The organism is Paracoccus sp. Arc7-R13, from assembly GCF_004010775.1.
In the GTDB taxonomy this organism is placed as follows: Bacteria; Pseudomonadota; Alphaproteobacteria; order Rhodobacterales; family Rhodobacteraceae; genus Paracoccus; species Paracoccus marcusii.
This window is the reverse complement of record NZ_CP034810.1, coordinates 939,219-963,010: the sequence shown is the minus strand read 5'-3', so window position 1 is coordinate 963,010 and position 23,792 is coordinate 939,219. Positions and strand designations below refer to the sequence as shown.

The following is a 23,792-nucleotide window of genomic DNA, read 5'->3' as shown; positions in this document are numbered from 1 at the left end:
CCCCCGCATCTATTCCCGACGGACCATCCCATAGACGCCCAGGATGACAGCAGCGTGACGACCCCGCGATCAGTCGGGCAGATGCTCCTTCAGAAAGGCCAGCGCGACCGACAACCCGTCCGGAGAGATGCCGTGCCCGGTCCCCTGCATCACGTGGCCATAGACGGTGAATCCCGCCTCCTGCAGGGTCTGGCCGGCTAGGGACATGTCGTCGAAGGGCACCACCTCGTCCTGGTCGCCATGGATCAGCAGGACCGGCGGCTTGACCCGCGCCTCCTCCGCCAGGACCTCGGGGGTCAGCAGGCGGCCCGAAAATCCGACGACCCCCGCCACGGCCACGTCGCGGCGCGGGGCCACGTGCAGCGCCATCATCGTGCCTTGGGAAAAGCCCACCAGCACCATCCGGTCGGGGGTCAGCTCCTCGGCGGCCAGCACGGTGTCCAGGAATTCGTTCAGCGCAGTCACCGACTGGCCCATGCTGATGCGGGCATCGACCTCGGACGATCCGTCCAGCCAGGGAATCGGGAACCACTGGAACCCCATCGGATTGTTGCGCGACGGCTCGGGCGCGTCGGGCGCATAGAAGGCCGTCGTGGGCAGATGCGGCGCCAGCGGCTCGGACAGGCCCAGAAGGTCTGTCCCGTCGGCGCCATAGCCGTGCAGGAAGACGACGACCGATCCGGCCTTCTCGGGGCCCCGGCGGGCGGATTGCAGCGGTTCAGTCATGATATTCCCTCGCGTCCTTTGGCCCAGCGGTAATAGGCCCAGAGCCCCCGCGCCGCAACCGCGCGCCACGGTGCCCAAGGCTCGGCCAGCGCGCGCAGCGCCTTGGGCCCGGGCCGTTCGGACAAGCCGTACATGCCGCGCGCCGCCTTCTGCAGTGCCAGGTCGCCCGCCGCGAAAACATCCCGGCGGCCCAGTGCGAATTTCAGATAGATCTCGGCCGTCCAGACCCCGATGCCCGGCAGGGCCACCAGCCGCGCCATGGCCTCATCATCGGGCAGATCGCGCAGGCCCTGCCAGTCCAGCCCCGCCGCGGCGATCCCCCTCAGATAGCGCGCCTTGGGACGCGACAGCCCCGCGGCACGCAGGCTGTCGTCATGGGCCTCTCGCAGGGTCGCCTCCCGGTCCAGCCCCGCGGCCTGCAGCCGCCCCCAGATCGCCGCCGCCGCCGCGACCGAGACCTGCTGGCCCACGATGGCCTGCGCCATCGCCGCGAACCCGTCCGGCTGGCGGCGCAAGGGCAGCGGGCCAAGCTGGGGCAGCACCCGCGCCCAGACCGGGCAGACGGCCGCCAGATGCGCGGCCCCTTCGTCGATGTCGGCCTGCGTCAGGATCAGGCGCGGCTCAGCCACCCGCCTGCGCCTCCAGCTTCAGCCGCGTCTCCCACGCCATCGAGATATGCTGGCGCAGTGCGCGGTCCGCCGCCGCCCCGTCCCCTGCCGCGATCGCCTCGACGATGCGGGCATGTTCGGCCAGCGCGGTCTCGCCCCGCCCCTCGGCGGCCAGCGAGGTCCGCGCCATCAGCGCCATGGTCCGATGCACCAGGTCCAGCTGCTGCACCAGATAGCGGTTGTGCGATGCCAGATGGATCTGCCGGTGGAATCGTTTGTTGGCCCGCGCCAGCGCCTCGGGGTCGCCCTTGGTGCGGCGGTCCTCCTCGACCATCTGGGCCAGCACGCGCACCTCCTCGGGCGTCGCGTGGCGGGCAGCCAGGCGGGCGGCCAGCGCCTCCAGCTCCGCCCGCACGGTGTACAGCTCGGCCAACTGGTTGTGGTCCAGCGATGCGACGATCAGGCTGCGCCCGTCGCGCACCAGCATGGCCTGGGTCTCCAGCCGCTGCAGCGCCTCGCGCACGGGGGTGCGGCTGACGCCGAACCGCTCGGCCAGCTCGGATTCGACCAGCCGGTCGCCAGGGCGGTATGTGCCGCCCTCGATGGCGGTCAGGATCAGGGAATAGGCGTCTTTCATCCGCGAACGATTGGCCCGCGCGCGCCGAATTGCAAGCGGCCAGCGCGCAAGCTATGCCTCTGCCATGGATTTTTCGCATGTCACCGCCTGGATCTTCGATCTGGACAACACCCTCTACCCGCCCGAGGCGCAGCTTTTCGCGCAGATCGAGGTCCGGATGACCGCCTGGATGATGCGCGCGCTGGACGTGCCGCAGGATCATGCGAACCGCCTGCGCGCGGATTACTGGCGGCTGCACGGCACCACGCTGGCCGGGCTGATGGCCGAACATCAGGTCGATCCCGCGGCCTATCTGGCCGACGTGCACGACATCGACTTTTCGGTGCTGACCCCCGACCCGGACCTGGCCGCGGCCATCGCGGCCCTGCCGGGACGGCGGATCATCCACACCAATGGCGACGCGGGTTATGCCCGCCGCGTGCTGGCCGCCCGCGCCCTGCCCGAGGACCTGTTCGACGCCGTATACGGCATCGAGGAGGCGGGCTTTCACCCCAAGCCCGACCCGCGCGCCTATGCGCCGATCCTGGCCGCGTCCGGCATCGACCCCACGCGGGCCGCGTTCTTCGAGGATGACCCGCGCAACCTGATCGTGCCGCACGACCTGGGCATGCGCACCGTGCTGGTGGGCGACGGTCGCCACGGGCCCGACGCGCTGACCGGGGGGGTCGGCCCGCATGTCCAGCACCGCACCCATGACCTGACCGGCTTTCTGCGCGCGCTGGTCTGACTGCGACAGCGCCGCCCCTTTCCCCCGCCCGCGCGGCGGGGCAGTCTGACCCGGAACCGAAGGGGCCTGCCATGACCGACACGCGCATCGACGACATCGACATCCTGATCTCGGGCGGCGGGTTGGCCGGGCTGATCGCCGCCTGCGCCTTCGGGGCCCAAGGGTTCTCGGTCCTTTGCGTCGATCCCGCCCCCCCGGTGACGGAGGAGGACGCGGCGGGCGCCGACTTGCGCTCGACCGCCTTCCTGATGCCCTCGGTCGCGCTTTTCGAACGCATCGGGCTGTGGGAGCGCCTCGCCCGCCACGCCACCGCGTTGCAGGTGATGCGCATCGTCGATGCCGGGGGCGCCACCGCCACGCCGCGCCTGACCCGCGACTTCGACGCGGCCGAGATCGGCGACCAGCCCTTTGGCTGGAACCTGCCCAACTGGCTGATGCGGCGCGAGCTGATGGCCCGCACCCGCGCCCTGCCCTCGGTCCGGGTGATCCACGGCACTGGCACGGCGACGGTCCTGCCCCGATCCGAAGGTGCGGTCGTGACCCTGACCGACGGCCGCCGCCTGCGCGCCCGCCTGCTGATTGGCGCGGATGGCCGCGATTCGGCGGTCCGTCGCGCCCTGGGCATCGGGGTGCGCACTTGGCGCTATGGGCAAAAGGCGCTGGCCTTTGCCGTGACGCATGAACAGCCCCACCACAACGTCTCGACCGAGGTGCACCGCTCCGGCGGGCCCTTCACGCTGGTCCCCCTGCCCGACCGCGACGGACAGCCCGGTTCGGCCGTGGTCTGGATGGACGACGCCGCCGCCATCGACGCGCTGCTGGCCCTGCCCGCCCCAGGCTTCGAAGCCGCGCTGAACGACCGCTCCGCCGGGGTGCTGGGCCACCTGCGCCAGGCGACCCCCCTGACCGCCTGGCCGATCGTCAGCCAGATCGCCGACCGCTTCGCCGGCCCCCGCACCGCGCTGATCGCCGAGGCCGCGCATGTCCTGCCCCCCATCGGCGCGCAGGGCCTGAACATGAGCCTGGCCGACCTCTCGGCGCTGCTGGAGCTCAGCCGCGCCGATCCGGGCAGCGCCGACAGCCTTGCCCGCTACAACCGCACGCGCCGTCCGGACGCCTATGCACGCATCCTGGCCATCGACGCCCTGAATCGCGCCAGCCAGGCGCAGCTGCGCCCGCTGCGCGACCTGCGCGCCGCGGCTCTGGGCGGGTTGTACGGAATCGCGCCCGTGCGCCGGATGATGATGCGGGCCGGCCTGGGTCTCAGCTAAGACACCGGCACCGCGCGACACCGGGGGGTGCGGGGGGCTGGCCCCCCGCCGTCGCGGGACGCACTCAGATCAGGCCCGCATGCTCCAGCGCCGCGTCGATCAGATGGCGCGTCGGTTCGGTCAGCGGCGTCAGCGGCAGGCGCACCCGCTCATGGCACAGGCCCAGGCGCGACATCGCGTATTTCGCGCCCACCAGCCCCGGCTCGACGAAGATCGCCAGATGCAGCGGCATCAGCCGGTCCTGGATCTCCAGCGCCGCCGCGTAATCGCCGCGCAGCGTGGCCTCCTGGAACTGCGCGCACAGGCGCGGCGCGACGTTCGCGGTCACGCTGATGCAGCCCACGCCGCCATGCGCGTTGAAGCCCAGGGCCGTCGCATCCTCTCCGGACAGCTGGATGAAGTCCGCCCCGCAGGTCATGCGCTGGCAGCTCACGCGCTCCAGCTTGCCGGTCGCGTCCTTGACCCCGATGATCGAGGGGATCTTCGCTAGGACGCCCATCGTCTCGGGCATCATGTCGACAACCGACCGCCCGGGGATGTTGTAGATGATGATCGGCAGATCGCAGGCCTCGGTCAGCGCGGTGTAATGCGCGATCAGCCCCGCCTGCGTCGGCTTGTTGTAATAGGGCGTGACGACCAGTCCCGCATCCGCGCCCACGCTGGCCGCGTGCTGCAGCAGGCCGATGCCCTCGCGCGTGGAGTTCGACCCGGCACCCGCGATGACCGGGATGCGACCGTTCACCGCACGCACCACCTCCTCGATGACGGTGCGATGCTCGTCATGGGTCAGGGTGGGACTTTCGCCGGTGGTGCCCACGGGCACGATGGCGTGGCTGCCCTGTTCGACATGCCATTCGACCAGCTTCTTCAGCGTGTCCAGATCCAGCTCGCCGTCCGGGGTGAACGGCGTGACCAGGGCTGGCATCGACCCTTTGAACATGACACGCTCCATGATGATCCTTGGTGAAAGCAGGCAATTGCGCGGCCATCCCTAACCAAGGGCCGCGAACTTGCCAAGGTTGTGAATTGCACGCGGGGCGTTTGACGGTGACACAGGGTGGTGATGCGACTTCTGCGTGACATGACGATGGCGGGCCTTCTGGCCCTGTCCCTGGCCCTGCCCGCACGGGCCGAGGATCCGGGCGCGATGGCGCTGGCCCTGGCCGCGACCCAGGTCCAGGACTGGGTGACCGCACGCGACGCCGCCCGCGCCGCAGGCCCCCTGGGCGAGGCGCTGGTCGGCTGGCACGCCCTGCGCGCAGGCCACGGCGATTTCGCCGATTACGCGGGCTTTCTGCGCAACCATCCCGACTGGCCCGGCCTCGACCTGCTGATCCAGCGCGGAGAGACGCGGCTGCGCCCCGGCGCCGATCCCGACGACATCCGCCTGTGGTTCGACGGCCGCAGCCCCACCACGCGGGCCGGCCTGAACGCGCTGACCGCGATCCTGCCCGACGCCGATGCCGCCCGGACCCGCCAGGCCTTCTTCACCACGCAACCCCTGCCGGCCGAGGACGAGGCCGCCCTGCTGGCCGCCTTTCCCGAACTGCTGCCGCTGATCCCCGCGCGCATCACCGCGATGCTGGATGCGGGGGAATGGGCACAGGCCGAACGCCTGCTGCCCCGCCTGCCCGAGGCCGACCGCCCCCTGCCCCGCGCCCGGATCGCCGTGCAGGCGGGCCGTGCCGGCGTCGACGACCTGATCCTGGCGCTGCCTGCCGACCTGCGCTCCGATCCGGGCCTGGCGATGGACCGCTTCGACTGGCGCGTGGGCGCAAAGCAGCATGAGGGCGCCCAGGCCCTGCTGCTGGAATCCTCGACCAGCGCGGAGGCGCTGCGCGTTCCGGCGCGATGGGCGTCGATGCGGGTGGATTACACGCGGCTGGCCATGCGGAACGGCGACTGGGACCGCGCGCTGCGCCTGGCCACGCCGCATTTCCTGACGCCCGACAACCGCCATTACGCCGACCTGGAATGGCTGGCGGGCTTTGCCGCGTTGAAGACCGGCGATGCGGCCCGCGCGCTGACGCATTTCGACCATCTGGAAACCGTCGTCGGCGCCGCGATCAGCAAGTCGCGCGCCTTCTACTGGCAGGGTCGCGCGCATGAGGCCCTGGGCGACGATGCCGCCGCACGCACGGCCTTTGGTGCCGCAGCCGACCTGCCCGGCACCTATTACGGTCAGCTGGCGATGGAGAAGGTCGGCCGCAGCCTGCCCGCCGATTACGCCGTGGCCGACGCGGCCATCGACACCCTGCCCGACTGGCGCGGCAGTGCGCTGCGCGAGAATCCGATCTTTCGCGCAGGCCTGTGGCTGGTTGCCAGCGGACGGCGCGACGATGCGCAGCGCTTTCTGCTGCACTTGGCGGAAACCGCGGCCCCCGACGACATCGCCCGCATGTCGCGCCTGATGTACGAGGCCGGGACCCCCTGGCACGGGCTGCGCCTGGCCAAGCAGTCGGCGAACCAGGGCGTGATCTGGCCCGTCGCACATTTCCCCCTGACCGGGCTGGAGCGCGAGGATCTGGGTCCGCCGCCGGAACTGGTCATGGCCATCGCGCGGCAGGAATCCGAATTCAACCACACGGCCTCCAGCCCCGTCGGCGCGCAGGGGCTGATGCAGGTGATGCCCGGCACCGCCGAACAGGTCACGCGCCAGATCGGCATGCCCTATGACCTGGCGCGGCTGTCCAGCGATGCCAGCTACAACGCGCGGATCGGGTCGCAATACCTGATCGACCTGGCCGACCGGTTCGGCCCGTCCGTGGCGCTGATAGCGGCGGGCTACAATGCCGGGCCGGGGCGGTCCGCGCGTTGGCTGAACGATTTCGGCGACCTGCGCCGCGATGCCGATCCCGTGGACTGGGTCGAGATGATCCCCTTCGACGAGACGCGCAATTACGTCATGCGCGTTGCCGAGGCGCTGCCGATCTATCGTGCACGCATCCATGGCACGCCCGCGCCGGTCGTCACCCGGTGGGACCTGTCGGGCGGCGGTGCGGTGCCGCCCCCGCCGGCGCGGCTGACGCTGGCCCTGTCGGCCAAGCCGCGGCCCAAGCCCTTCATCGGACCGCGCCTGCCCGAAGGCTGGTTCAGCGCGACCGCATCCGCTGTCGCCACAGAGTGAACAGGCTGGCCGCGACGACGATCGCTGCCCCGATCACCACGTTGGCGCGCAGCGTCTCGTTGAACAGGACCACGCCCAGGATGCTGACCCAGACCAGCTGCGTATAGCCGAAGGGCTGCAGGGCCGACGCCTCGGCCAGCTCATAGCTGCGGATCATCAGGTAATGCGAGGTCATGCCGCAGACGCACAGGCAGCCCATCCAGACCCAGTCCATCGGTGCCAGCCACTGCCAGTCCCAGATGCCCACCAGCGTCATGGCCACCGCCCCCGACACGCCGGTCCAGAAAAAGCTGACCATCGCCGGATCGTCGCGCGACACATGTCGCGTCAGCAGGCCGTACAGCGCGAACATCAGCGCGGCCGCAAAGGGCAGCAGCGCCGCCATGCTGATGACCCCGCCGCCGGGGTTCAGGATCACGATGATCCCGGCAAAGCCCACCGCAATGGCGGTCCAGCGCCGCCATCCGACCGCCTCGCCCAGGACAGGCCCGGACAGGGCCGCGACCAGCAGCGGATAGACGGAAAAGACCGCATGCGTCTCGATCAGGCCCAGGCGGACGAAGGCCTCGACCATGATCAGCACCTCCAGCGCCAGGATCACGCCGCGGGCGATCTGGGTCAGGGGGCGTTTCGTGCGGATGGCGCGTTTCAACCCGCCCGGCTGGCGTGCGACCAGCGCGATCACGAACAGCGCAAAGACCCAGTACCGGATCATCACGATCAGCACCGGCGGATAGCCCCCGCCCAGGATGCGAGAGAACACGTCCTGGAAGGCGAAGATCAGGCTGACCGCGCACATCATGGCGATGGCAAGGCCGGTGCGGTCGCGGACGGGGGCCTGCCCCTGCGGCGGAACCGGGGGCGGCGCCGCGACGGCGGCGGATGCGGCATAGGGCTGGGTCGGTCGGTCGTCGGACATAAGCGGGCGCCTTCAGGGTTGCCCCCTGTTGCGCCCGCCATTCCGCAAGGTCAAGCGAGGGTCAGCGTTGCATGGTCTGCAACCCTGACCTGTTGCAGCCTAGTCGCGGGCGCGGATGATCTTGGCGAAGGGGTCCAGCAGGGTGGGGTTCGCCGCGATGAGGCGACCCGATTCCAGCGGATCGTCGCCCTCGCGGATGCCGTGGACGAAACCGCCGGCCTCGCGCACCATCAGGATGCCCGCGGCCACGTCCCAGGATTTCGTGCCGCGTTCCCAATAGCCGTCGAACCGGCCGCCGGCGACATAGGCCAGGTTCAGCGCCGCGGACCCGAAACCGCGCACGCCCGCACAGACGGGCATCAGCTGGGCCAGATCCTGGATCATCGCGGGCAGCGGGCCGGTCCCGGCATGCGGGATCCCGGTCGAGAACACCGATTCGGACAGCTTGGTGCGGCCCGACACGCGCAGGCGCTGATCGTTCATATAGGCGCCGGTGCCCTTTTCGGCCACGAACATCTCGTCCTTGGCGGCGTCGAAGATAACCGCGGCGACGATCTCCTTCTTGTGCTCCAGCGCGATGGAGACGGCCCAGTGCGGCAGGCCGTGCAGGAAGTTCGTCGTCCCGTCCAGCGGGTCCACGATCCAGCGACGGGTGGGGTCGTCGCCCTCGGTCTTGCCGGTCTCCTCGCCCAGCCAGCCATAGCTGGGGCGGGCGGTCATCAGCTCTTCCTTGATCAGGCGTTCGGCCTCGCGGTCGGCGCGGGTGACGAAATCGCCGGCGCCCTTGACGCTGACCTGAAGGTTCTCGACCTCGCGGAAGTCCTTGACGAGGGCGCGACCCGCCTTGCGGGCGGCCTTGATCATCACGTTCAGATTGGCGCTTGCCATCGGGTGCTCCGGGAATTGGGGTTGGCCGCGTCATAGGGCAGACGCGGCGGAAAGCCAAGCATCACGCGCCGGCCTAGCTGGACGGGCCGCGCAGCATCCGCAGGGGTTCGGTGCGCGACAGGCGCAGCACATGCGCCATGTAGGGCTGCGACAGGTCGTCCGACCGCACCGCCGCGTACAGACGGCGGCGGATCCCCTGCGGCCCCAGCGGCAGCAGCACCAGTTCCGGGTTCGCGGCCTCGCGCCGCAGGACCCAGTCCGGCATGACCGCGACGCCCCGCCCCGATGCCACCAGCATCAGCGCCACCGCGGTCAGCTCGACCGTGCGCTGGCGCGCGGGTTCGATGTTCGCGGGCGTCAGGAACTGGCTGAAGACGTCCAGCCGTGCGCGGTCCATCGGATAGGTGATCAGCGTCTCGGCGGCCAGATCGGCGGGATCGGCATGGCCCTTGGCCGCCAGCGGATGTCCCGCCGGCACGACCAGGGTCGGCGCATAGTCGAACAGCGGCTGAAAGGTGACGCCCGCCAGATCCTCGGGGTCCGAGGAGATCACCAGGTCCACCTCCTCGCGCACCAGCGCGGGCAGCGCGCCAAAGGCCAGGCGCTGGCGGATGTCCACGTCCACGTCGGGCCAGGCGCGGCGAAAGATATCCAAGACCGGCAGCAGCCAGTCAAAGCAGGCGTGGCATTCCATCGCGATGTGCAACCGGCCGATGCGCCCGGCCTCGACGCCCTTGAACTCTGCCTCGGTCGCCTCGACCAGGGGCAGGACCTGTTCGGCCAGGCGCAGCAGGCGCATGCCCGCGGCGGACAGGCGCATGGGCTTGGCGCGACGCACGAACAGCTGGGCACCCGACTGCTCCTCCAGCGCCTTGACCTGGTGGGACAGCGCGCTCTGCGTGATGTTCAGCACCTCGGCGGCGCGGGCCAGGCCGCCCTGTTCGTGGATCGCATGCACGGTGCGCAGATGGCGCAGTTCCAGATGCATGATGAAACGCCCTCACGTTGATGTTGAAGATTATGAATTTGTTTCACGCCGTGCCCCATGGCACAAGAGCCGCCAACACGAAGGGATTCGCCATGACCACGCCGAACGTCAGCTTTGAGTTCTTCCCGCCCAAGACGCTGGAAGCCTCGTTCAAGCTGTGGGAGACCGCCAAGGTGCTGGCCCCGCTGGCCCCCGATTTCGTGTCGGTCACCTATGGCTCCGGCGGCACGACCCGCAAGCTGACCCATGAGGCCGTGACCACGATCAACCGCCAGTTCGGGTTGCAGGTGGCGGCGCATCTGACCTGCGTCGAGGCCACCCGCGCCGAGACGATGGAGATCGTGCAGTCCTATGCCGATGCCGGGATCACCCAGATCGTGGCGCTGCGCGGCGATGCGCCCAAGGGGGCCGACCGCTTCACCCCGCATGACGACGGCTTCGCCAACTCGGTCGAACTGATCGAGGCGATCGCCGCGCGCGGCGACATGACGATCCGCTGCGGTGCCTATCCCGAACCGCACCCGGACAGCGCCGATGGCGATGCCGACGTGACCTGGCTGAAGCGCAAGATCGAGGCCGGGGCCACCAGCGCCATCACGCAGTTCTTCTTCGAACCCGAAACCTTTTTCCGCTTTCGCGACAAATGCGTCGCGGCCGGCATCGACGCGCCGATCATCCCCGGCCTGCTGCCGGTCCAAAGCTGGGCCGGGACCAAGCGGTTCGCCGCGACCTGCAACACCACCGTCCCGGACTGGGCCGAGGAGGCGTTCCAGCTTGCGGCCCTGGACGGCCCCGACGCACAGCGTGCGCTTGCGACCGACCTGTCGGTGGACCTGTGCGAAAAGCTGATCGCGGGCGGCGTGGACCAGCTGCATTTCTATACGCTGAACCGTCCCGAACTGACCCGCGACGTCTGCGCCGCCCTGGGTGTGCGCCCCAAGGCCGGGCTGGAGGCCGTGGCCTGACCACCCCTTAGGCCGGATCGACGGGCGGGCGGCGCCAGCGCGCGGCGATGGTGGCGGGCGATCTGCGACGCGGCGGGCGGTGCGCAGTCAGGTGTCCGGTCAGGCGGGCCGGGCCGGCAACGGGTCTTGGCACCGTCGGATGCAGCGCCTCGGTCATGTAGCGGCCGGCAAGGCGGGGCGTGCGCGCCAGGAACGCCTTGCCCCAATTGCGCCACGACCCGATTGACGGCGCCGCGGCATCTCCCGGAAACAGCCCCCGCCATCCGGGCGGCAACGGCAGGCCGACCTGTTCGGCCCGATCCAGCATCCAGACCAGCGGGATGTTCGCCAAGGGCCGCGACATCTCGAACCCGGACAGCTGTCCGCCGATGTCGGGATGCGCGCCGCGAAACCACATCTGCTCGATCCGGCCCGCCGCATGGGCATCGTCCCACAGCAGCGGCGCAAAGGCGGCGCGGGTCTCATCCAGGGCCAGGGCCTGGAACCCGTGCTCGATCCCCTGCCCCAGATGCGCGTCGTGAAAGCGGAACCGCGGTTCCGTCAGCATCCACAGCACCGGCAGGCGCAGGCCCAGGGCCATCACGGTATCGAAACAGCCGACCATGCGGATCGGCGCCTGCGCATGACAGCGCCTGCGCCGGAACGCGGCCATCGCCTGCGGCGTGCCCCCCTGGTGGTAATAGCGCCAGGCCAGCCGGATGTGGCGTTCGGTCGCCGCCTGCGCCTGCAGCAGGCCCACGCGGCTGATCATCCCCGCCAGGCTGCGGACCGCGAAGGCCCCGCGGGAATAGCCCAGCATGAATATCCGGTCGCCGGGGCGATAGCCGCTGGCCAGCCAGCCATAGGCATCGGTGATGCGGGTTTCCAGGATGCGGCCCATGACCAGGTCGGGCAGCGTGCGCCATCGGGTCCATTGCTGTCCCATGCCGTAATGGACGCGAATGCGTCCGGGCGGCAGGGCGCCCAGCTGGCCCGTCAGCAGGCGGTGGATGCGGCCGATGGAACTGCGCCTGCCATCGGCCAGCGACGCGAAGGTGCCGTCCATCAGCACGACATGGATGGTGGGTGGTCTGGTCACGCTCATGCCCCCAAGCCTAGCATGGGGGCATGAGCAAACCGTTACGACAGCCGCATCACGGTCGCGTTGGTCATCGCGCCGAAACCGTTGAATCGCGTGTTCGTGACCGTCGAATAGGCGCCCGCGCCGTGGAAGATCACGAAATCGCCTTCCTGGATCGTGTCGGGCAGCGCCAGTTCGCCCGGCAGGCGGTCGACCGAATCGCAGGTCGGGCCAAAGATGACGCGGCCGCCGGCCTCGCCCTCGCGCGGGGTGCCCTTGGGGGTCAGGACCTCGATGCGGTCGATGTTGCCGATGATCGGCAGCTCGGCCAGGCCGCCATAGACGCCGTCGTTCAGGAACACGTGACCGCCGTCGCGCACGCCCTTGACCCGGGTGATCAGCGCATAGGCGTCGGCCACGATGCCGCGGCCCGGTTCGCAGACCAGGTCGGGCGCGTCGGCGCCGAACATCTCGGTCACGGTGTCGGAGATCTCCTGGAAGATCGAGGTCAGGTCGGGCTCGACGCCCACGACGCGGTGCGAGGGGAAACCGCCGCCCACGTTCAGGCGCACCGCGCGCACGCCCGCCATGTCGCAGATGTCCTTGGATACGCGGATATAGCTTTCCCATGCGATCGGGTCGGTGCATTGCGTGCCCGGATGGAAGGTCAGCGACGGGACGTATCCACGGCGCGCGACCTCTGCCAGCAGCTCGGCCGCCAGTTCGGGCGATGCACCGAACTTGGAGCCGAAGTCATAGGCCGCGCCCAGCACCGGCAGCTTGAAGCGGGGCGATATCTCGACCCCCTTGCCGTCGACCTGGGTCGGCACCTGATCGAACAGCTTGTCCAGTTCGGACCGGCTGTCCACGGACCAGGCGCGGATGTTCTGGGACACGCCGTGCGCGATCTCGGACCTTGCGCGGACGGGATTGTGGTAATGGCGCGCAGCATGCGGCGCCATGCGGCCGATCAGGTCGATCTCGAAGGGCGAGGCCACGTCGAAACCGCGGATGCCGGCGGCGACAAGGTTCTGGATCACGGCCTCGTCGGGGTTGGACTTGACCGCATAGGTCACCAGCCCCGGAAAACCGTCGATGAATTGCCGCGCACGGTCCTGCAAGACTGTCGGCGCGAAGACCATGACCGGATGTTCCGGGGCCAGATGTCGGATGACCTCGGCCGGATTTTCCCAGACGGTCTTCTGTTGTCCCATTGCGGTTCCTTTCGCACGAGGCTGGATGATGGGTTGCGGTCCTGCAACCCGGAATGGCGCTTTTGAGTTCCGATTTCACCGATGAAAAGGCTAGAATCGCATGTCATCCCGGTTATTATGACGCAGTTCATGTCATTTTGACGAAACAGGCAGGCAGGCGCGGCTTTGGACGATCTGGATCGCAACATTCTGGCGCAGCTGTCGGGCGACGCGCGCATGTCGGTGGCGGTGCTGGCCCGCCGCCTGCGCGTCGCGCGCTCGACCGTGCAGGCCCGGCTGGAGCGGCTGGAGAGCACCGGTGCCATCGCCGGATACACGCTGCGCCTGGGAGAGGCCGCGCGCGGGGCCCGCATCCGCGCCACCGTCCTGCTGGGCATCGAGCCCCGTGCCCAGCCCGGCGTGCTGTCGCGGCTCAAGTCCCTGCCCCAGGTCGAGCGTGTGCACACCACCAGCGGCCGGGTCGACCTGCTGCTGCAGCTGGCCACATCCTCGACAACCGAACTGGACGAAACGCTGGACCGCATCGGCGGGATCGAGGGCGTGCGGTCGTCCGAAAGCCTGATCCACCTGGCGACAAAGCTGGATCGCGCCGTCTAGGCGCGACGCCTGTTGCCTCGAATCCCCTGCGGGCGGACACTGTGCGCACCGACGCAAGGGAGGATACGATGAGCTATTATTCCGGCTTCGTGCTGGCCGTGCCCGCGGACAAGCGCGACGAATATGCCGATCACGCGACCAGGGCCTGGCCGGCGTTCAAGCGTCACGGCGCGCTGCGCCTGGTCGAATGCTGGGGCGAGGACGTGCCCCACGGCAAGCGCACCGATTTCTATCGCGCGACCGAGGCCATCGGCGACGAGATCCCGGTGCTGTCCTGGATCGAATGGCCCGACCGCGCCACCGCGGATGCCGCATGGGCCGCGATGATGACAGAGGACCACCCCGACATGGCCGACATGCCCTTTGACGGCGCGCGCATGTTCTGGGGCGGCTTTGCCCCCATCGTGGACCTGCGCTGACGGGCCCGGCCGCGAACCGCCCCGGATGACATGCCCGGTGCCGACGGGCTTGGCCTTTGGCCCCGCATTCGCTAATCCCGCTGCAACAGATGGGGTGATGCGATGACGATGGACAAAAGCTTTGACGCGGCGGATGCCGAGGCCCGGATCGCGGCCGAATGGGAACGCCGGAACGCCTTTGCCGCCGGGGCCGCTGCCCGGCGGTCGGAAACCTTCACCGTGATGATCCCGCCCCCCAACGTCACCGGCAGCCTGCATATCGGCCATGCGCTGAACAACACGCTGCAGGACATCCTGGTCCGCTGGCACCGGATGCGGGGCTTTGACACGCTGTGGCAGCCGGGTCAGGACCATGCGGGCATCGCCACCCAGATGGTCGTCGAACGCCGCATGGCCGAACGGGGCGAACCCGGCCGGCGCGAGATCGGGCGCGAGGCCTTCACCGCCAAGATCTGGGACTGGAAGCGGGAATCCGGCGACACGATCATCAACCAGCTGAAGCGCCTTGGCGCCAGCGCGGACTGGAGCCGCAATGCCTTCACCATGTCCGGGGCCCCGGGCGCGCCCGCGGGCGAGGAGGGCAATTTCCATGACGCGGTGATCCGGGTCTTCGTGGATCTCTACACCAAGGGAATCATCTATCGCGGCAAGCGGCTGGTGAACTGGGACCCGCATTTCGAGACCGCGATCAGCGACCTGGAGGTCGAGAACCGCGAGGTTCCGGGCCACATGTGGCACTTCAAGTACCCGCTGGCCGGTGGCGAGACCTATGAATACGTGGAACGCGACGAAGACGGCCGCGTGACCCTGCGCGAGACGCGCGATTACATCAGCATCGCCACGACCCGCCCCGAGACCATGCTGGGCGACGGCGCGGTTGCCGTGCATCCGTCAGACGCGCGCTATGCCCCCATCGTCGGCAAGCTGGTCGAGATCCCGGTCGGCCCCAAGGAACACCGCCGCCTGATCCCGATCATCACCGACGAATACCCCGACCCCGATTTCGGGTCCGGCGCGGTCAAGATCACCGGCGCGCATGATTTCAACGACTATGGCGTGGCGATGCGCAACGGCATCCCGCTTTATGCGCTGATGGACGGCAAGGGCGCGATGCGCGCCGACGGGCTGTCCTATGCCGACAGCGCCGCCATCGCCTCCCGCGCCGCCGCGGGCGAGGATGTGGGCGACGTCACCGCCGTGAACCTGGTGCCCGACGACCTGCGCGGCCTGGACCGGTTCGACGCCCGCAAGCGCGTGATCGATGCGATCACCGCCGAGGGCCTGGCCGTCACCTATCTGCACCGTGAGATCGAGCCCGAAACCGGCGCCGAGCATCTGGAACGCCGTCCCGTGATCGACGCCAAGCCGATCATGCAGCCCTTTGGCGACCGGTCCGGCGTCGTGATCGAGCCGATGCTGACCGACCAGTGGTTCGTGGACACCGCGCGCATCGTCGAACCCGCGCTGGAGGCCGTGCGGTCGGGCCGAACGGAGATCCTGCCCGAGCAGCACAAGAAGGTCTATTTCAACTGGCTCGAGAACATCGAGCCCTGGACCATCAGCCGCCAGCTGTGGTGGGGCCACCAGATCCCGGTTTGGTACGGGCCATCTCTGAACGAGGATGGCGAAGTCGTCGATTTGTGGGGCGAACAATTTTGCGCGGCGAGTGAGGCCGAGGCGATTGATCTAGCCATATCGCGATACGCGGAGAAATATGGCCGGTCGATCACGGTTCAAGCTGAGCGGATGGAGTCGAAGTCTGAGAACGTCCAACGCTTGTCGCTGCCTTCCGCGGGCGGTGGTGGTCCGGCGGACGGTCCCATGACAATCAACAACGTTTGGATCGCACGCGACCCGGATGTGCTGGATACCTGGTTCAGTTCGGGCCTGTGGCCCATCGGGACGCTTGGCTGGCCCGAGCCGACCGAGGAGCTGAAGAAGTATTTCCCGACCGACGTGCTGGTCACGGGCTTCGACATCATCTTCTTCTGGGTCGCCCGGATGATGATGATGCAGCTGGAGGTCGTGGGCGATGTGCCGTTCAGGACCGTCTATGTCCACGGGCTGGTGCGCGACGAGAAGGGCGCCAAGATGTCCAAGTCCAAGGGCAATGTCATCGACCCGCTAACGCTGGTGGACGCCTATGGCGCGGATGCGCTGCGCTTCACGCTGACCAGCATGGCGGCGATGGGTCGCGACCCCAAGCTGGGGCCGAAGCATGTCGAGGTGAACCGCAACTTCGTCACCAAGATCTGGAACGCCACCCGTTTCGCGGAAATGAACGGCGTGCGCGGCGGCGGGGTGCGTCCGCAGCCCAGCCATACCGTGAACCGCTGGATCATCGGAGAGACGGCGCGCATCCTGATGGCTGTCGACGAGGCGCTGGCCGCCTATCGCTTCAACGATGCGGCGACGGGGCTTTACGCCTTTGTCTGGGGCAAGGTCTGCGACTGGTACGTGGAATTCGCCAAGCCGCTGTTCGACGGCGAGCATGCCGAGGAGACGCGGGCCACGATGGGCTGGGTGCTGGACCAGTGCTTTGCCATGCTGCACCCGATCATGCCCTTCGTCACCGAGGAGCTGTGGGCGCTGACCGGGGACCGCGACCGCATGCTGGTCCATGGCGACTGGCCGGAACTGGGCGCCGACCTGATCGACGCAGAGGCCGACCGGCAGATGAACTGGGTCATCGCGCTGATCGAAGGCGTGCGGTCCGCCCGCGCCCAGATGGGCGTGCCGGCGGGCGCCAAGCTGGACCTGGTCGTGACCGAGGCGGACGCCGCGGCCCGCGCGGCGCTGGCCGCCAACGGCCCTCTGATCGAGCGGCTGGCCCGCGTCAACGCGCCCGTCGATGGCGTGGCGGGCAAGGGGATGATCGCGGTGTCGGTGCAGGGGGCGAGCTTCGCGCTGCCCATCGGCGACGTGATCGACGTGGCGGCGGAGACCGCGCGGCTGCAGAAGGCGGAGGCCAAGCTGCGCAAGGATGCCGACGGCCTGTCCAAGCGCCTGTCGAACCCCAAGTTCGTCGAGAATGCCGATGCTGAGGTGATCGAGGAGACCACGGGCAAGCTGGCCGCGCTGGCGGACGACATCGCCCGCCTGCAGGCCGCGCTGACGCAGTTGGCGGCGATGTGAGCCTGCGGCCCGGCCTGCCCTCTCGGGTTGGCCGGGCCAAGGGTCTTTCGGCAAGGCGCAAAGGAGGCGCGGATGGGCTGGCTGGAGCGGATCGCCGAGCGGATGATGCTGAAGGCCCGCGCCGAGGGCAAGCTGACGGGGATTGAGGGCGAGGGCAGGCCCCTGCCTGACCGGCCCATCGAGACGGACTCCACGGCGGCGGGGTTCCGGATCATGGCGCAGGCCGGGGTGCTGCCGCCCGAGATCGTGCTGAAGAAGCAGGTGATCGCCGCGCGGGCCCGCCTGTCCGACATGCCCGAGGGCCCCGAACGCGCGGCCCTGCTGGCCGAGATCGCCCGGCTGCAGATGCGTCAGGCCATCGCCGAGGAGGCCCGACGCCGCTTCATGCGGGACTGAGGGCGGCCAGCGCGCGGGGCAGCGCGTCCTCGAACACGTCCAGTTCGTGGATCGGTGCGGCGCTGATGCGGATGCAGCGGTCCAGGGGGGCGACACCCGGCATGCGGGCGAAGACGCCCTCGCGCTCCAGCGCGGCGATCAGGGCGCGGGCAAAGGCGCCATCGCGATGGGTGTCCAACGCCACGAAATTCGTGGCCGAGGGCAGCGCGGTCAGGCCGCTGGCGGCGCCGATATCGGCGATGCGCAGCCGGGCGGCCTGAACCTCGGCCACGACATGGGCCAGCCAGCCCTGGTCGGCCAGCGCGGCCAGCGCCCCGGCCTGGGCGATGCGGTTCACCCCGAAATGGTTGCGCACCCGGTCAAAGCCCGCGATCAGGTCCGGCGCGCCGATCGCAAAGCCGATGCGCGCCCCGGCCAGGCCATAGGCCTTGGAGAAGGTCCGCATGCGGATCACCCGCGGATCGTCCGCCGCGATGTTGGGAATGGCCGAGGCCGGCGCGAATTCCGCATAGGCCTGGTCCAGCACCAGCAGGCAGTCGGCCGGCAGCCGGTCCAGCATCGCCGCGATCACCGTGCCGTCGTGCCAGGTGCCCATCGGATTGTCGGGATTGGCCAGATAAAGCAGCCGCGCGCCGGTGGCATGGGCGCGCGCGACCAGGGCGTCGGGATCTTCGGCGTCGTCGCGATAGGGGACTTTGTGCAGCACCCCGCCAAAGCCCGCGACGTGATAGTTGAAGGTCGGATAGGCCCCGTCCGAGGTGACCACCGCATCGCCCGGCGCGACCATCATCCGCACCAGGTTGCCCAGCAGGCCGTCGATGCCCTCTCCGACCATGATGCTGTCCGGGGTGGTGCGGTGATGGGCCGCCAGCGCTAGGGACAGATCAAAGCTGGACGCATCGCCGTATTTCCAGACCTGGCCCACGGCCTCGCGCATGGCGCGGGCGGCCAGCGGGCTGGGTCCGAACGCGCTCTCGTTCGCGCCAAGGCGGGCGGCGAAGGGCATGCCGCGGCGGCGTTCCAGGGTTTCGGGGCCGACAAAGGGCACGGTCGCGGGCAGGCCCGCCACCAGGGGTGCAAAGGGCGGCATCAGAACGCGCGAAAGGTCATGGTGGTCAGGGTGCGGCTGATATGGGGGATGTCGAACAGCCGGTCCGACAGGAAGCGGCCGACATCCTGGTCCTCGGGGATGTAGACCTTGGCGATCAGGTCGAAATCGCCGGAGGTGGAGTAAAGCTCGCTGACGACCTCGCGGTCGTAGATGGCCTCGGCGACCTGATAGGTCCTGCCGGGCTCGCAGCGGAACTGGACGAAGACGGCGCGCATGAAAAAGCTCCTGTTTGGGGGCAGGTTAGACCGTGGCCGCGGCGCGGGTCCAGTCCCCGCGCGCGTGGCCGCGCCAGAACCGCCGCATCAGCAGCACCGCGGCAAAGGTCAGCCCGACGCACAGGCCCAGCCACAGGCCCGCGGGGCCGAAGCCCAGGGGAAAGGCAAGCGCCCAGGCCACCGGCATGCCCACGACCCAATAGCTGAAGCCCGCGATCCACATCGGCACCTGCGTGTCCTGGACCCCGCGCAGGAAGCCCAGGGCGATCACCTGGAACGCATCGGTCAGCTGGAACAGCGCGGCATACATCAGCAGCATCGCGCCAAGTGCCACGATCTGCGGGGCCTGCGGATCGGTCGGGTCCAGATACAGCCGCACCAGCTGTTCGGCGAACAGCAGGTACAGCATGATGGCCACGGCGGCAAAGGCCAGCGACATCCACACGACCGTGACCGCCGCATCGCGCATCCAGGCGCGATCGCCGCGGCCCTTGGCCTGGCCCACCCGGACGGTCGCGGCGTTGGACAGCCCCAGATGCGCCATGAAGGTGATCGAGGTGATCTGCAGCGCGATGCCGTGGGCGGCCAGCTGGGGCGTCCCGATCCAGCCCATCATGATGTTCGAGGCGACGAACAGCCCGCCCTCGGCCACCATGGTCAGCCCGATGGGCCAGCCGATCCGCGCGATCTGGCGCATGGCCTGCCAGTCGGGGCGCCAGAAGCGCTGGAACAGGTTGTACTTGCGCGCGACTGGCACCCAGCCCGCATAGGCGATCAGGGCCAGCAGCTGGGCCACCTGGACGGTGACGCTGGCGATGGCGGCGCCGCGCACGCCCAGTTCGGGCGCGCCCAGGTTGCCGAAGATCAGCACCCAGTTCAGCGCCAGGTTCAACGGCAGCCCGGCCAGGGTGACCCACATGACGACCTGCGTCCGCTCCAGCGCGGCCAGATAGGACGACAGGGTCAGCTGGCCCAGGACCACCGCCAGGCCCCAGCCCGCGATGCGCAGGTAATCCTGCGCCAGCGCGCTGACCGTGTCGGTCTGGCCCAGGGCCTGCAGGATCGGTTCGGACCACCACATCAGCGGCATCACGGCCAGGGCATAGCCGGCCGACAGCCACAGCGCCATCCGGGCCCCGCGGCGGACCTCGGTCTCTCGGCCGGCGGCGACATGGGCGGCGATCAGGCCCAGCACGCCGATGCCGAAGCCCATGCCCAGAAAGAACAGGATGTGGAAGAAGCTGGTCGCGATGACCAGGGCGGCCAGCGGCTCGACCCCGTACCAGCCGACCATGACCGTGTCGCCCACGCCGATGGCCATGCGCGCCAGGTGGCTGCCGATCAGCGGCAGGCCCAACGACAGGGTCGCAAGAACATGGGGGCGGTATCGGCTGTGCATCGTCCTGCCATATCCGCAGCCGCAAAATGCGGCAAGGGGCGGCATTGCACGCCCTGCAACATTTCGCGCCGCATCGGCGGAAAGGCGGTGGCGGGGCGGGTCCGCGCGGCTTGCCGCCCCTGCCCCCATCTGCGATAGATCGCGCGAACACCGACCCCAGGAGGCCCCCGATGAGCTTTCGCGCCCGCCATCTTCTGGGCATCGACCATCTCAAGCCCGACGAGATCGTGTCGCTGTTGGACCTGTCCGAGGATTACGTCAGCCTGAACCGTCGCACGGTCAAGCATTCCGATGCGCTGGCCGGCATGACCCAGATCAACATGTTCTTCGAGAACTCGACCCGCACCCAGGCCAGCTTCGAACTGGCAGGCAAGCGGTTGGGCGCGGACGTGATGAACATGGCCGTCGCGCAGTCGTCGGTGAAGAAGGGCGAGACGCTGATCGACACGGCGCTGACGCTGAACGCGATGCAGCCCGACCTTCTGGTGGTGCGCCACCCGCATTCCGGCGCGGTGAACCTGCTGGCGGAGAAGGTCAACTGCGCGGTCATCAACGCGGGCGACGGGCGGCACGAACATCCGACCCAGGCCCTGCTGGACGCGCTGACCATCCGCCGCGCCAAGGGGCGGCTGCAGCGCCTGACCATCGCCATCTGCGGCGACATCGCCCACAGCCGCGTGGCCCGGTCGAACCTGATCCTGCTGGGCAAGATGGAGAACCGCATCCGCCTGATCGGCCCCGCGACGCTGATGCCCGCCGGCGTGGCGGACATGGGGGTCGAACTGTACGAGGACATGCGCGAGGGGCTGCGCGGCGCCGACGTCGTCATGATGCTGCGCCTGCAGAAGGAGCGGATGGATGGCGGCTTCATCCCGTCCGAACGCGAATATTTCCACCGCTTCGGGCTGGATGCGGAAAAGCTGGCCCTGGCCGCGCCCGATGCGATCGTCATGCATCCTGGTCCCATGAACCGCGGGGTCGAGATCGACGGCACCATCGCGGACGACATCAACCGCAGCGTCATCCAGGACCAGGTCGAGATGGGCGTCGCCGTCCGCATGGCCGCCCTGGACCTGCTGGCCCGCAACCTGCGCGCCAGCCGTGGCCGCGCCGCCGCCGGAGAATCGTGATGGACCTGATCTTCCGCAACGCCCGCCTGATCGACCCCGAGGCCCAGACCGACGACATCGGCAGCCTGCGCGTCACCGACGGCCGCATCGCCGGACGCGGCGCGCCCGAGGAAGCCGCCCCCGAAGGCGCCACCGTCATCGACTGTCGCGGCCGCGCGCTGGCGCCCGGCCTGATCGACTGGGGTGTCAAGATCGGCGAACCGGGCGAACGCCACAAGGAAAGTTTTCGCAGCGCCGGCCGTGCCGCTGCGGCGGGCGGCGTCACCACGATCATCGCGCGCCCCGACACCACGCCCCCCATCGACACCCCCGAGGCGCTGGAATTCGTCGCCCGCCGCGCCAGCGACGCGCCCGTCCACATCCGCCACATGGCCGCCCTGACCAAGGCCCGCGAGGGCCGCGAGATGGTCGAGATCGGCTTCCTGACCGATCTGGGCGCGGTGGCCTTCACCGACGGCGTGCGGGTGGTGCGCGACACCAAGCTCTTGGGCCGCTGCATGACCTATGCGCGCGGCCTAGACGCGCTGATCGTGGGCCATCCGCAGGACCCGTCCCTGTCGGCGGGGGCTGCGGCCACCAGCGGCAAGTTCGCATCCCTTTATGGCATCCCCGCCGTGTCCCCCATGGCCGAGGTGATGGGCCTGGACCGCGACCTGGCGCTGGTCGCGATGACGCGCGGGCGCTATCACGCCGACCAGATCACCGTGGCCGCCAGCCTTCCGGCCCTGGCGCGGGCACGCGATGCGGGGCTGGACGTGACGGCGGGGATCTCGATCCACCACCTGACGCTGAACGAGTTCGACGTGGGCGATTACCGGACCTTCTTCCGCTTCACGCCGCCGCTGCGGTCGGAGGATGACCGTCTGTCCATGGTCGATGCCGTGGCCCAAGGCCTGATCGACACCATCGCCAGCTTTCACACGCCCCAGGACGAGGAATCCAAACGCTTGCCTTTCGAGGCCGCGGCCCCCGGCGCCGTGGGCCTGCAGACCCTGCTGCCCGCGGCCCTGCGCCTGTATCACCAGGGCGGCCTGACCCTGCCGCAGCTGTTCCGCGCCATGGCGCTGAACCCGGCGCGCAGGCTGGGCCTCTCGGCGGGTCGCCTGTCCGACGGCGCCCCCGCCGATCTGGTGCTGTTCGACCCCGACGCACCCTTCGTGCTGGACCGTTTCGCGCTTTTGTCCAAATCCAAGAACACCCCCTTCGACGGCGCGCGCATGCAGGGCCGCGTCCTGGGCACCTGGGTCGCGGGCACCCCCGTCTTCGGAGAACATGCATGATCCTCTGGGCCGTCTTCGGCTATCTTCTGGGCTCTGTCCCCTTCGGCCTGGTCATCACGCGCGCCCTGGGCCTGGGCGATCTGCGCCAGATCGGCTCCGGCAACATCGGCGCGACCAACGTGCTGCGGACGGGCAACAAGGGTGCCGCGCTGGCCACGCTGCTGCTGGATTCGGGCAAGGGCGCCATCGCGGTCCTGCTGGCCCGCCATTTCGGCGGAGAGACCGCCGCGATCCTAGCCGGCGGCGCGGCTTTCCTGGGTCACTGCTTCCCGGTCTGGCTGGGCTTCAAGGGCGGCAAGGGCGTTGCCACGTTCCTCGGGACGGTGATCGCGCTGAACTGGCCGTTGGGCCTGATCGCCTGCACGACCTGGGCGCTGACCGCCGCGATCACCCGGATCAGCAGCCTCAGCGCGCTTCTGGCGGCCGCGCTGGCGCCGGTCTTTGCCTGGGGCCTGGGGCGGACCGACATCGCGGCGGTCGCGGCCTTCATGGCGGTGCTGATCTTCATCCGGCACCATGCCAATATCAGCCGCCTTCTGGCCGGTACCGAACCCCGGATCGGCCGCAAGTAATCCTCAGCGCTTGGCGACCAACCCGCGTCCCGGACGCACGGCGCGCACGGGCGCGGCGGCCAGACCGGTGGGCGTGAACGGCCCCTGCATCGGCGGGGCGGCCTCGGGTTCGACGGCGGCAACAGGCAGCGTGCCGCCCAACCGTTGCAGCGCATCGACACCCCGCCGCGCCGACACCGCGATCGAGATCAGCGCAAGGCAGGCCCCCGCCAGCAGGATCAGCGCGACCAAACCCACCAGCCCCAGAAGGATCGGCCAGGGCGGCATCCCCTCAGCCTGCCGGATCAGCAGCACGACCGCCGCCAGCAGCGCCAGCACCCCCAGCCCAAAGACCGCGGCCACCAACCGGCCGACCCATTGCATCACATCACCGCGCATCGCATGCCCCCGCATCTTTTGCGCCGGGGT

At 69.3% G+C, this 23,792-nt stretch carries 24 protein-coding genes; 11 read left to right on the top strand and 13 right to left on the bottom strand.

Annotated features, from left to right (window positions below; all coding sequences use genetic code 11):
- Positions 1-69: 69 nt before the first annotated feature.
- From EOJ32_RS04775 to EOJ32_RS04765, 3 genes are read right to left on the bottom strand one after another with little or no spacing between them, the layout of a single operon-like run.
- Positions 70-726 (bottom strand): alpha/beta hydrolase, encoded by a 657-nt coding sequence (locus EOJ32_RS04775; RefSeq protein WP_045981096.1) that lies wholly within the window; start codon positions 724-726, stop codon positions 70-72.
- Positions 723-1,355 carry a DNA-3-methyladenine glycosylase gene (locus EOJ32_RS04770; RefSeq protein ID WP_127897864.1) on the bottom strand — a complete coding sequence of 211 codons (633 nt, stop codon included), beginning with the start codon at positions 1,353-1,355 and terminating at the stop codon, positions 723-725. Before EOJ32_RS04770 ends, EOJ32_RS04775 begins: the two co-directional genes overlap by 4 nt.
- Positions 1,348-1,971: a GntR family transcriptional regulator gene (locus EOJ32_RS04765; RefSeq protein WP_045981094.1), complete on the bottom strand. Its 624-nt coding sequence runs from the start codon at positions 1,969-1,971 to the stop codon at positions 1,348-1,350. The genes EOJ32_RS04770 and EOJ32_RS04765 overlap by 8 nt, the downstream gene beginning before the upstream one ends.
- A 64-nt stretch (positions 1,972-2,035) precedes the next feature.
- Here EOJ32_RS04765 and EOJ32_RS04760 point away from each other — a divergent pair, with 64 nt between their 5' ends.
- Entirely contained in the window at positions 2,036-2,698 is a 663-nt protein-coding gene (locus tag EOJ32_RS04760; protein WP_045981093.1) for a pyrimidine 5'-nucleotidase, read from the top strand.
- Between the two features lie 71 nt (positions 2,699-2,769).
- On the top strand, positions 2,770-3,969 hold the full coding sequence (locus EOJ32_RS04755) for a UbiH/UbiF family hydroxylase (RefSeq protein ID WP_127897863.1): 1,200 nt from the start codon (positions 2,770-2,772) through the stop codon (positions 3,967-3,969).
- Positions 3,970-4,033: 64 nt separating this feature from the next.
- On the opposite strand, the gene dapA is transcribed toward EOJ32_RS04755, so the two are convergent.
- The gene (gene dapA / locus EOJ32_RS04750) at positions 4,034-4,909 is read right to left on the bottom strand and encodes a 4-hydroxy-tetrahydrodipicolinate synthase (RefSeq protein ID WP_046000330.1); all 876 of its coding nucleotides are present in this window, start codon (positions 4,907-4,909) and stop codon (positions 4,034-4,036) included.
- Between the two features lie 123 nt (positions 4,910-5,032).
- On the opposite strand from dapA, the gene EOJ32_RS04745 reads away from it, so the two are divergent.
- Positions 5,033-7,096, top strand: a complete 2,064-nt coding sequence (locus EOJ32_RS04745; RefSeq protein WP_127897862.1) for a lytic transglycosylase domain-containing protein — start codon at positions 5,033-5,035, stop codon at positions 7,094-7,096.
- Here EOJ32_RS04745 and EOJ32_RS04740 read toward each other — a convergent pair.
- From EOJ32_RS04740 to EOJ32_RS04730, 3 genes are all read right to left on the bottom strand, one after another.
- A complete protein-coding gene (locus tag EOJ32_RS04740) occupies positions 7,062-8,015 on the bottom strand; it encodes a DMT family transporter (RefSeq protein WP_127897861.1) in 954 nt (317 codons plus the stop codon). The genes EOJ32_RS04745 and EOJ32_RS04740 overlap by 35 nt on opposite strands.
- 99 nt (positions 8,016-8,114) lie before the next feature.
- A complete protein-coding gene (locus EOJ32_RS04735; RefSeq protein WP_045981091.1) occupies positions 8,115-8,903 on the bottom strand; it encodes an inositol monophosphatase family protein in 789 nt (262 codons plus the stop codon).
- A 73-nt stretch (positions 8,904-8,976) separates the two neighbouring features.
- On the bottom strand, positions 8,977-9,891 hold the full coding sequence (locus tag EOJ32_RS04730; RefSeq protein WP_045981090.1) for a LysR family transcriptional regulator: 915 nt from the start codon (positions 9,889-9,891) through the stop codon (positions 8,977-8,979).
- A gap of 92 nt (positions 9,892-9,983) precedes the next feature.
- Here EOJ32_RS04730 and metF point away from each other — a divergent pair, with 92 nt between their 5' ends.
- Positions 9,984-10,856 (top strand): methylenetetrahydrofolate reductase [NAD(P)H], encoded by an 873-nt coding sequence (metF, locus tag EOJ32_RS04725; protein ID WP_127897860.1) that lies wholly within the window; start codon positions 9,984-9,986, stop codon positions 10,854-10,856.
- A gap of 7 nt (positions 10,857-10,863) precedes the next feature.
- On the opposite strand, the gene EOJ32_RS04720 is transcribed toward metF, so the two are convergent.
- Entirely contained in the window at positions 10,864-11,940 is a 1,077-nt protein-coding gene (locus tag EOJ32_RS04720) for a DUF2235 domain-containing protein (RefSeq protein WP_127897859.1), read from the bottom strand.
- Between the two features lie 35 nt (positions 11,941-11,975).
- Positions 11,976-13,130, bottom strand: a complete 1,155-nt coding sequence (locus EOJ32_RS04715) for a type III PLP-dependent enzyme (protein WP_127897858.1) — start codon at positions 13,128-13,130, stop codon at positions 11,976-11,978.
- A gap of 165 nt (positions 13,131-13,295) precedes the next feature.
- On the opposite strand from EOJ32_RS04715, the gene EOJ32_RS04710 reads away from it, so the two are divergent.
- The 4 genes from EOJ32_RS04710 (at position 13,296) to EOJ32_RS04695 (ending at position 17,677) form a co-directional block, all read left to right on the top strand.
- Complete coding sequence (locus tag EOJ32_RS04710; RefSeq protein WP_045981087.1) at positions 13,296-13,727, top strand: Lrp/AsnC family transcriptional regulator; 432 nt, start codon at positions 13,296-13,298, stop codon at positions 13,725-13,727.
- A gap of 68 nt (positions 13,728-13,795) precedes the next feature.
- Positions 13,796-14,146: a DUF1428 domain-containing protein gene (locus EOJ32_RS04705; protein ID WP_127897857.1), complete on the top strand. Its 351-nt coding sequence runs from the start codon at positions 13,796-13,798 to the stop codon at positions 14,144-14,146.
- 102 nt (positions 14,147-14,248) lie between these two features.
- Positions 14,249-17,281 (top strand): valine--tRNA ligase, encoded by a 3,033-nt coding sequence (locus EOJ32_RS04700; RefSeq protein WP_127897856.1) that lies wholly within the window; start codon positions 14,249-14,251, stop codon positions 17,279-17,281.
- Positions 17,282-17,353: 72 nt separating this feature from the next.
- The gene (locus EOJ32_RS04695; RefSeq protein ID WP_045981084.1) at positions 17,354-17,677 is read left to right on the top strand and encodes a DnaJ family domain-containing protein; all 324 of its coding nucleotides are present in this window, start codon (positions 17,354-17,356) and stop codon (positions 17,675-17,677) included.
- Here EOJ32_RS04695 and EOJ32_RS04690 read toward each other — a convergent pair.
- Genes EOJ32_RS04690 through EOJ32_RS04680 form a run of 3 tightly spaced genes read right to left on the bottom strand, consistent with a single transcriptional unit; the run spans position 17,664 to position 20,402 of the window.
- Positions 17,664-18,767, bottom strand: a complete 1,104-nt coding sequence (locus tag EOJ32_RS04690; protein ID WP_127897855.1) for a pyridoxal phosphate-dependent aminotransferase — start codon at positions 18,765-18,767, stop codon at positions 17,664-17,666. The genes EOJ32_RS04695 and EOJ32_RS04690 overlap by 14 nt on opposite strands.
- Positions 18,767-19,003, bottom strand: coding sequence for an Lrp/AsnC ligand binding domain-containing protein (locus EOJ32_RS04685; RefSeq protein WP_045981082.1), 237 nt, complete (start codon positions 19,001-19,003; stop codon positions 18,767-18,769). Before EOJ32_RS04685 ends, EOJ32_RS04690 begins: the two co-directional genes overlap by 1 nt.
- 25 nt (positions 19,004-19,028) lie before the next feature.
- On the bottom strand, positions 19,029-20,402 hold the full coding sequence (locus EOJ32_RS04680; RefSeq protein WP_127897854.1) for an MATE family efflux transporter: 1,374 nt from the start codon (positions 20,400-20,402) through the stop codon (positions 19,029-19,031).
- Positions 20,403-20,572: 170 nt separating this feature from the next.
- On the opposite strand from EOJ32_RS04680, the gene EOJ32_RS04675 reads away from it, so the two are divergent.
- Genes EOJ32_RS04675 through plsY form a run of 3 tightly spaced genes read left to right on the top strand, consistent with a single transcriptional unit; the run spans position 20,573 to position 23,384 of the window.
- Positions 20,573-21,532, top strand: a complete 960-nt coding sequence (locus EOJ32_RS04675; RefSeq protein ID WP_045981080.1) for an aspartate carbamoyltransferase catalytic subunit — start codon at positions 20,573-20,575, stop codon at positions 21,530-21,532.
- Positions 21,532-22,812, top strand: a complete 1,281-nt coding sequence (pyrC, locus tag EOJ32_RS04670; protein WP_127897853.1) for a dihydroorotase — start codon at positions 21,532-21,534, stop codon at positions 22,810-22,812. Before EOJ32_RS04675 ends, pyrC begins: the two co-directional genes overlap by 1 nt.
- Complete coding sequence (plsY, locus tag EOJ32_RS04665) at positions 22,809-23,384, top strand: glycerol-3-phosphate 1-O-acyltransferase PlsY (RefSeq protein WP_127897852.1); 576 nt, start codon at positions 22,809-22,811, stop codon at positions 23,382-23,384. Before pyrC ends, plsY begins: the two co-directional genes overlap by 4 nt.
- A gap of 3 nt (positions 23,385-23,387) precedes the next feature.
- On the opposite strand, the gene EOJ32_RS04660 is transcribed toward plsY, so the two are convergent.
- Positions 23,388-23,762 (bottom strand): hypothetical protein, encoded by a 375-nt coding sequence (locus EOJ32_RS04660; RefSeq protein ID WP_127897851.1) that lies wholly within the window; start codon positions 23,760-23,762, stop codon positions 23,388-23,390.
- Positions 23,763-23,792 lie beyond the last annotated feature (30 nt).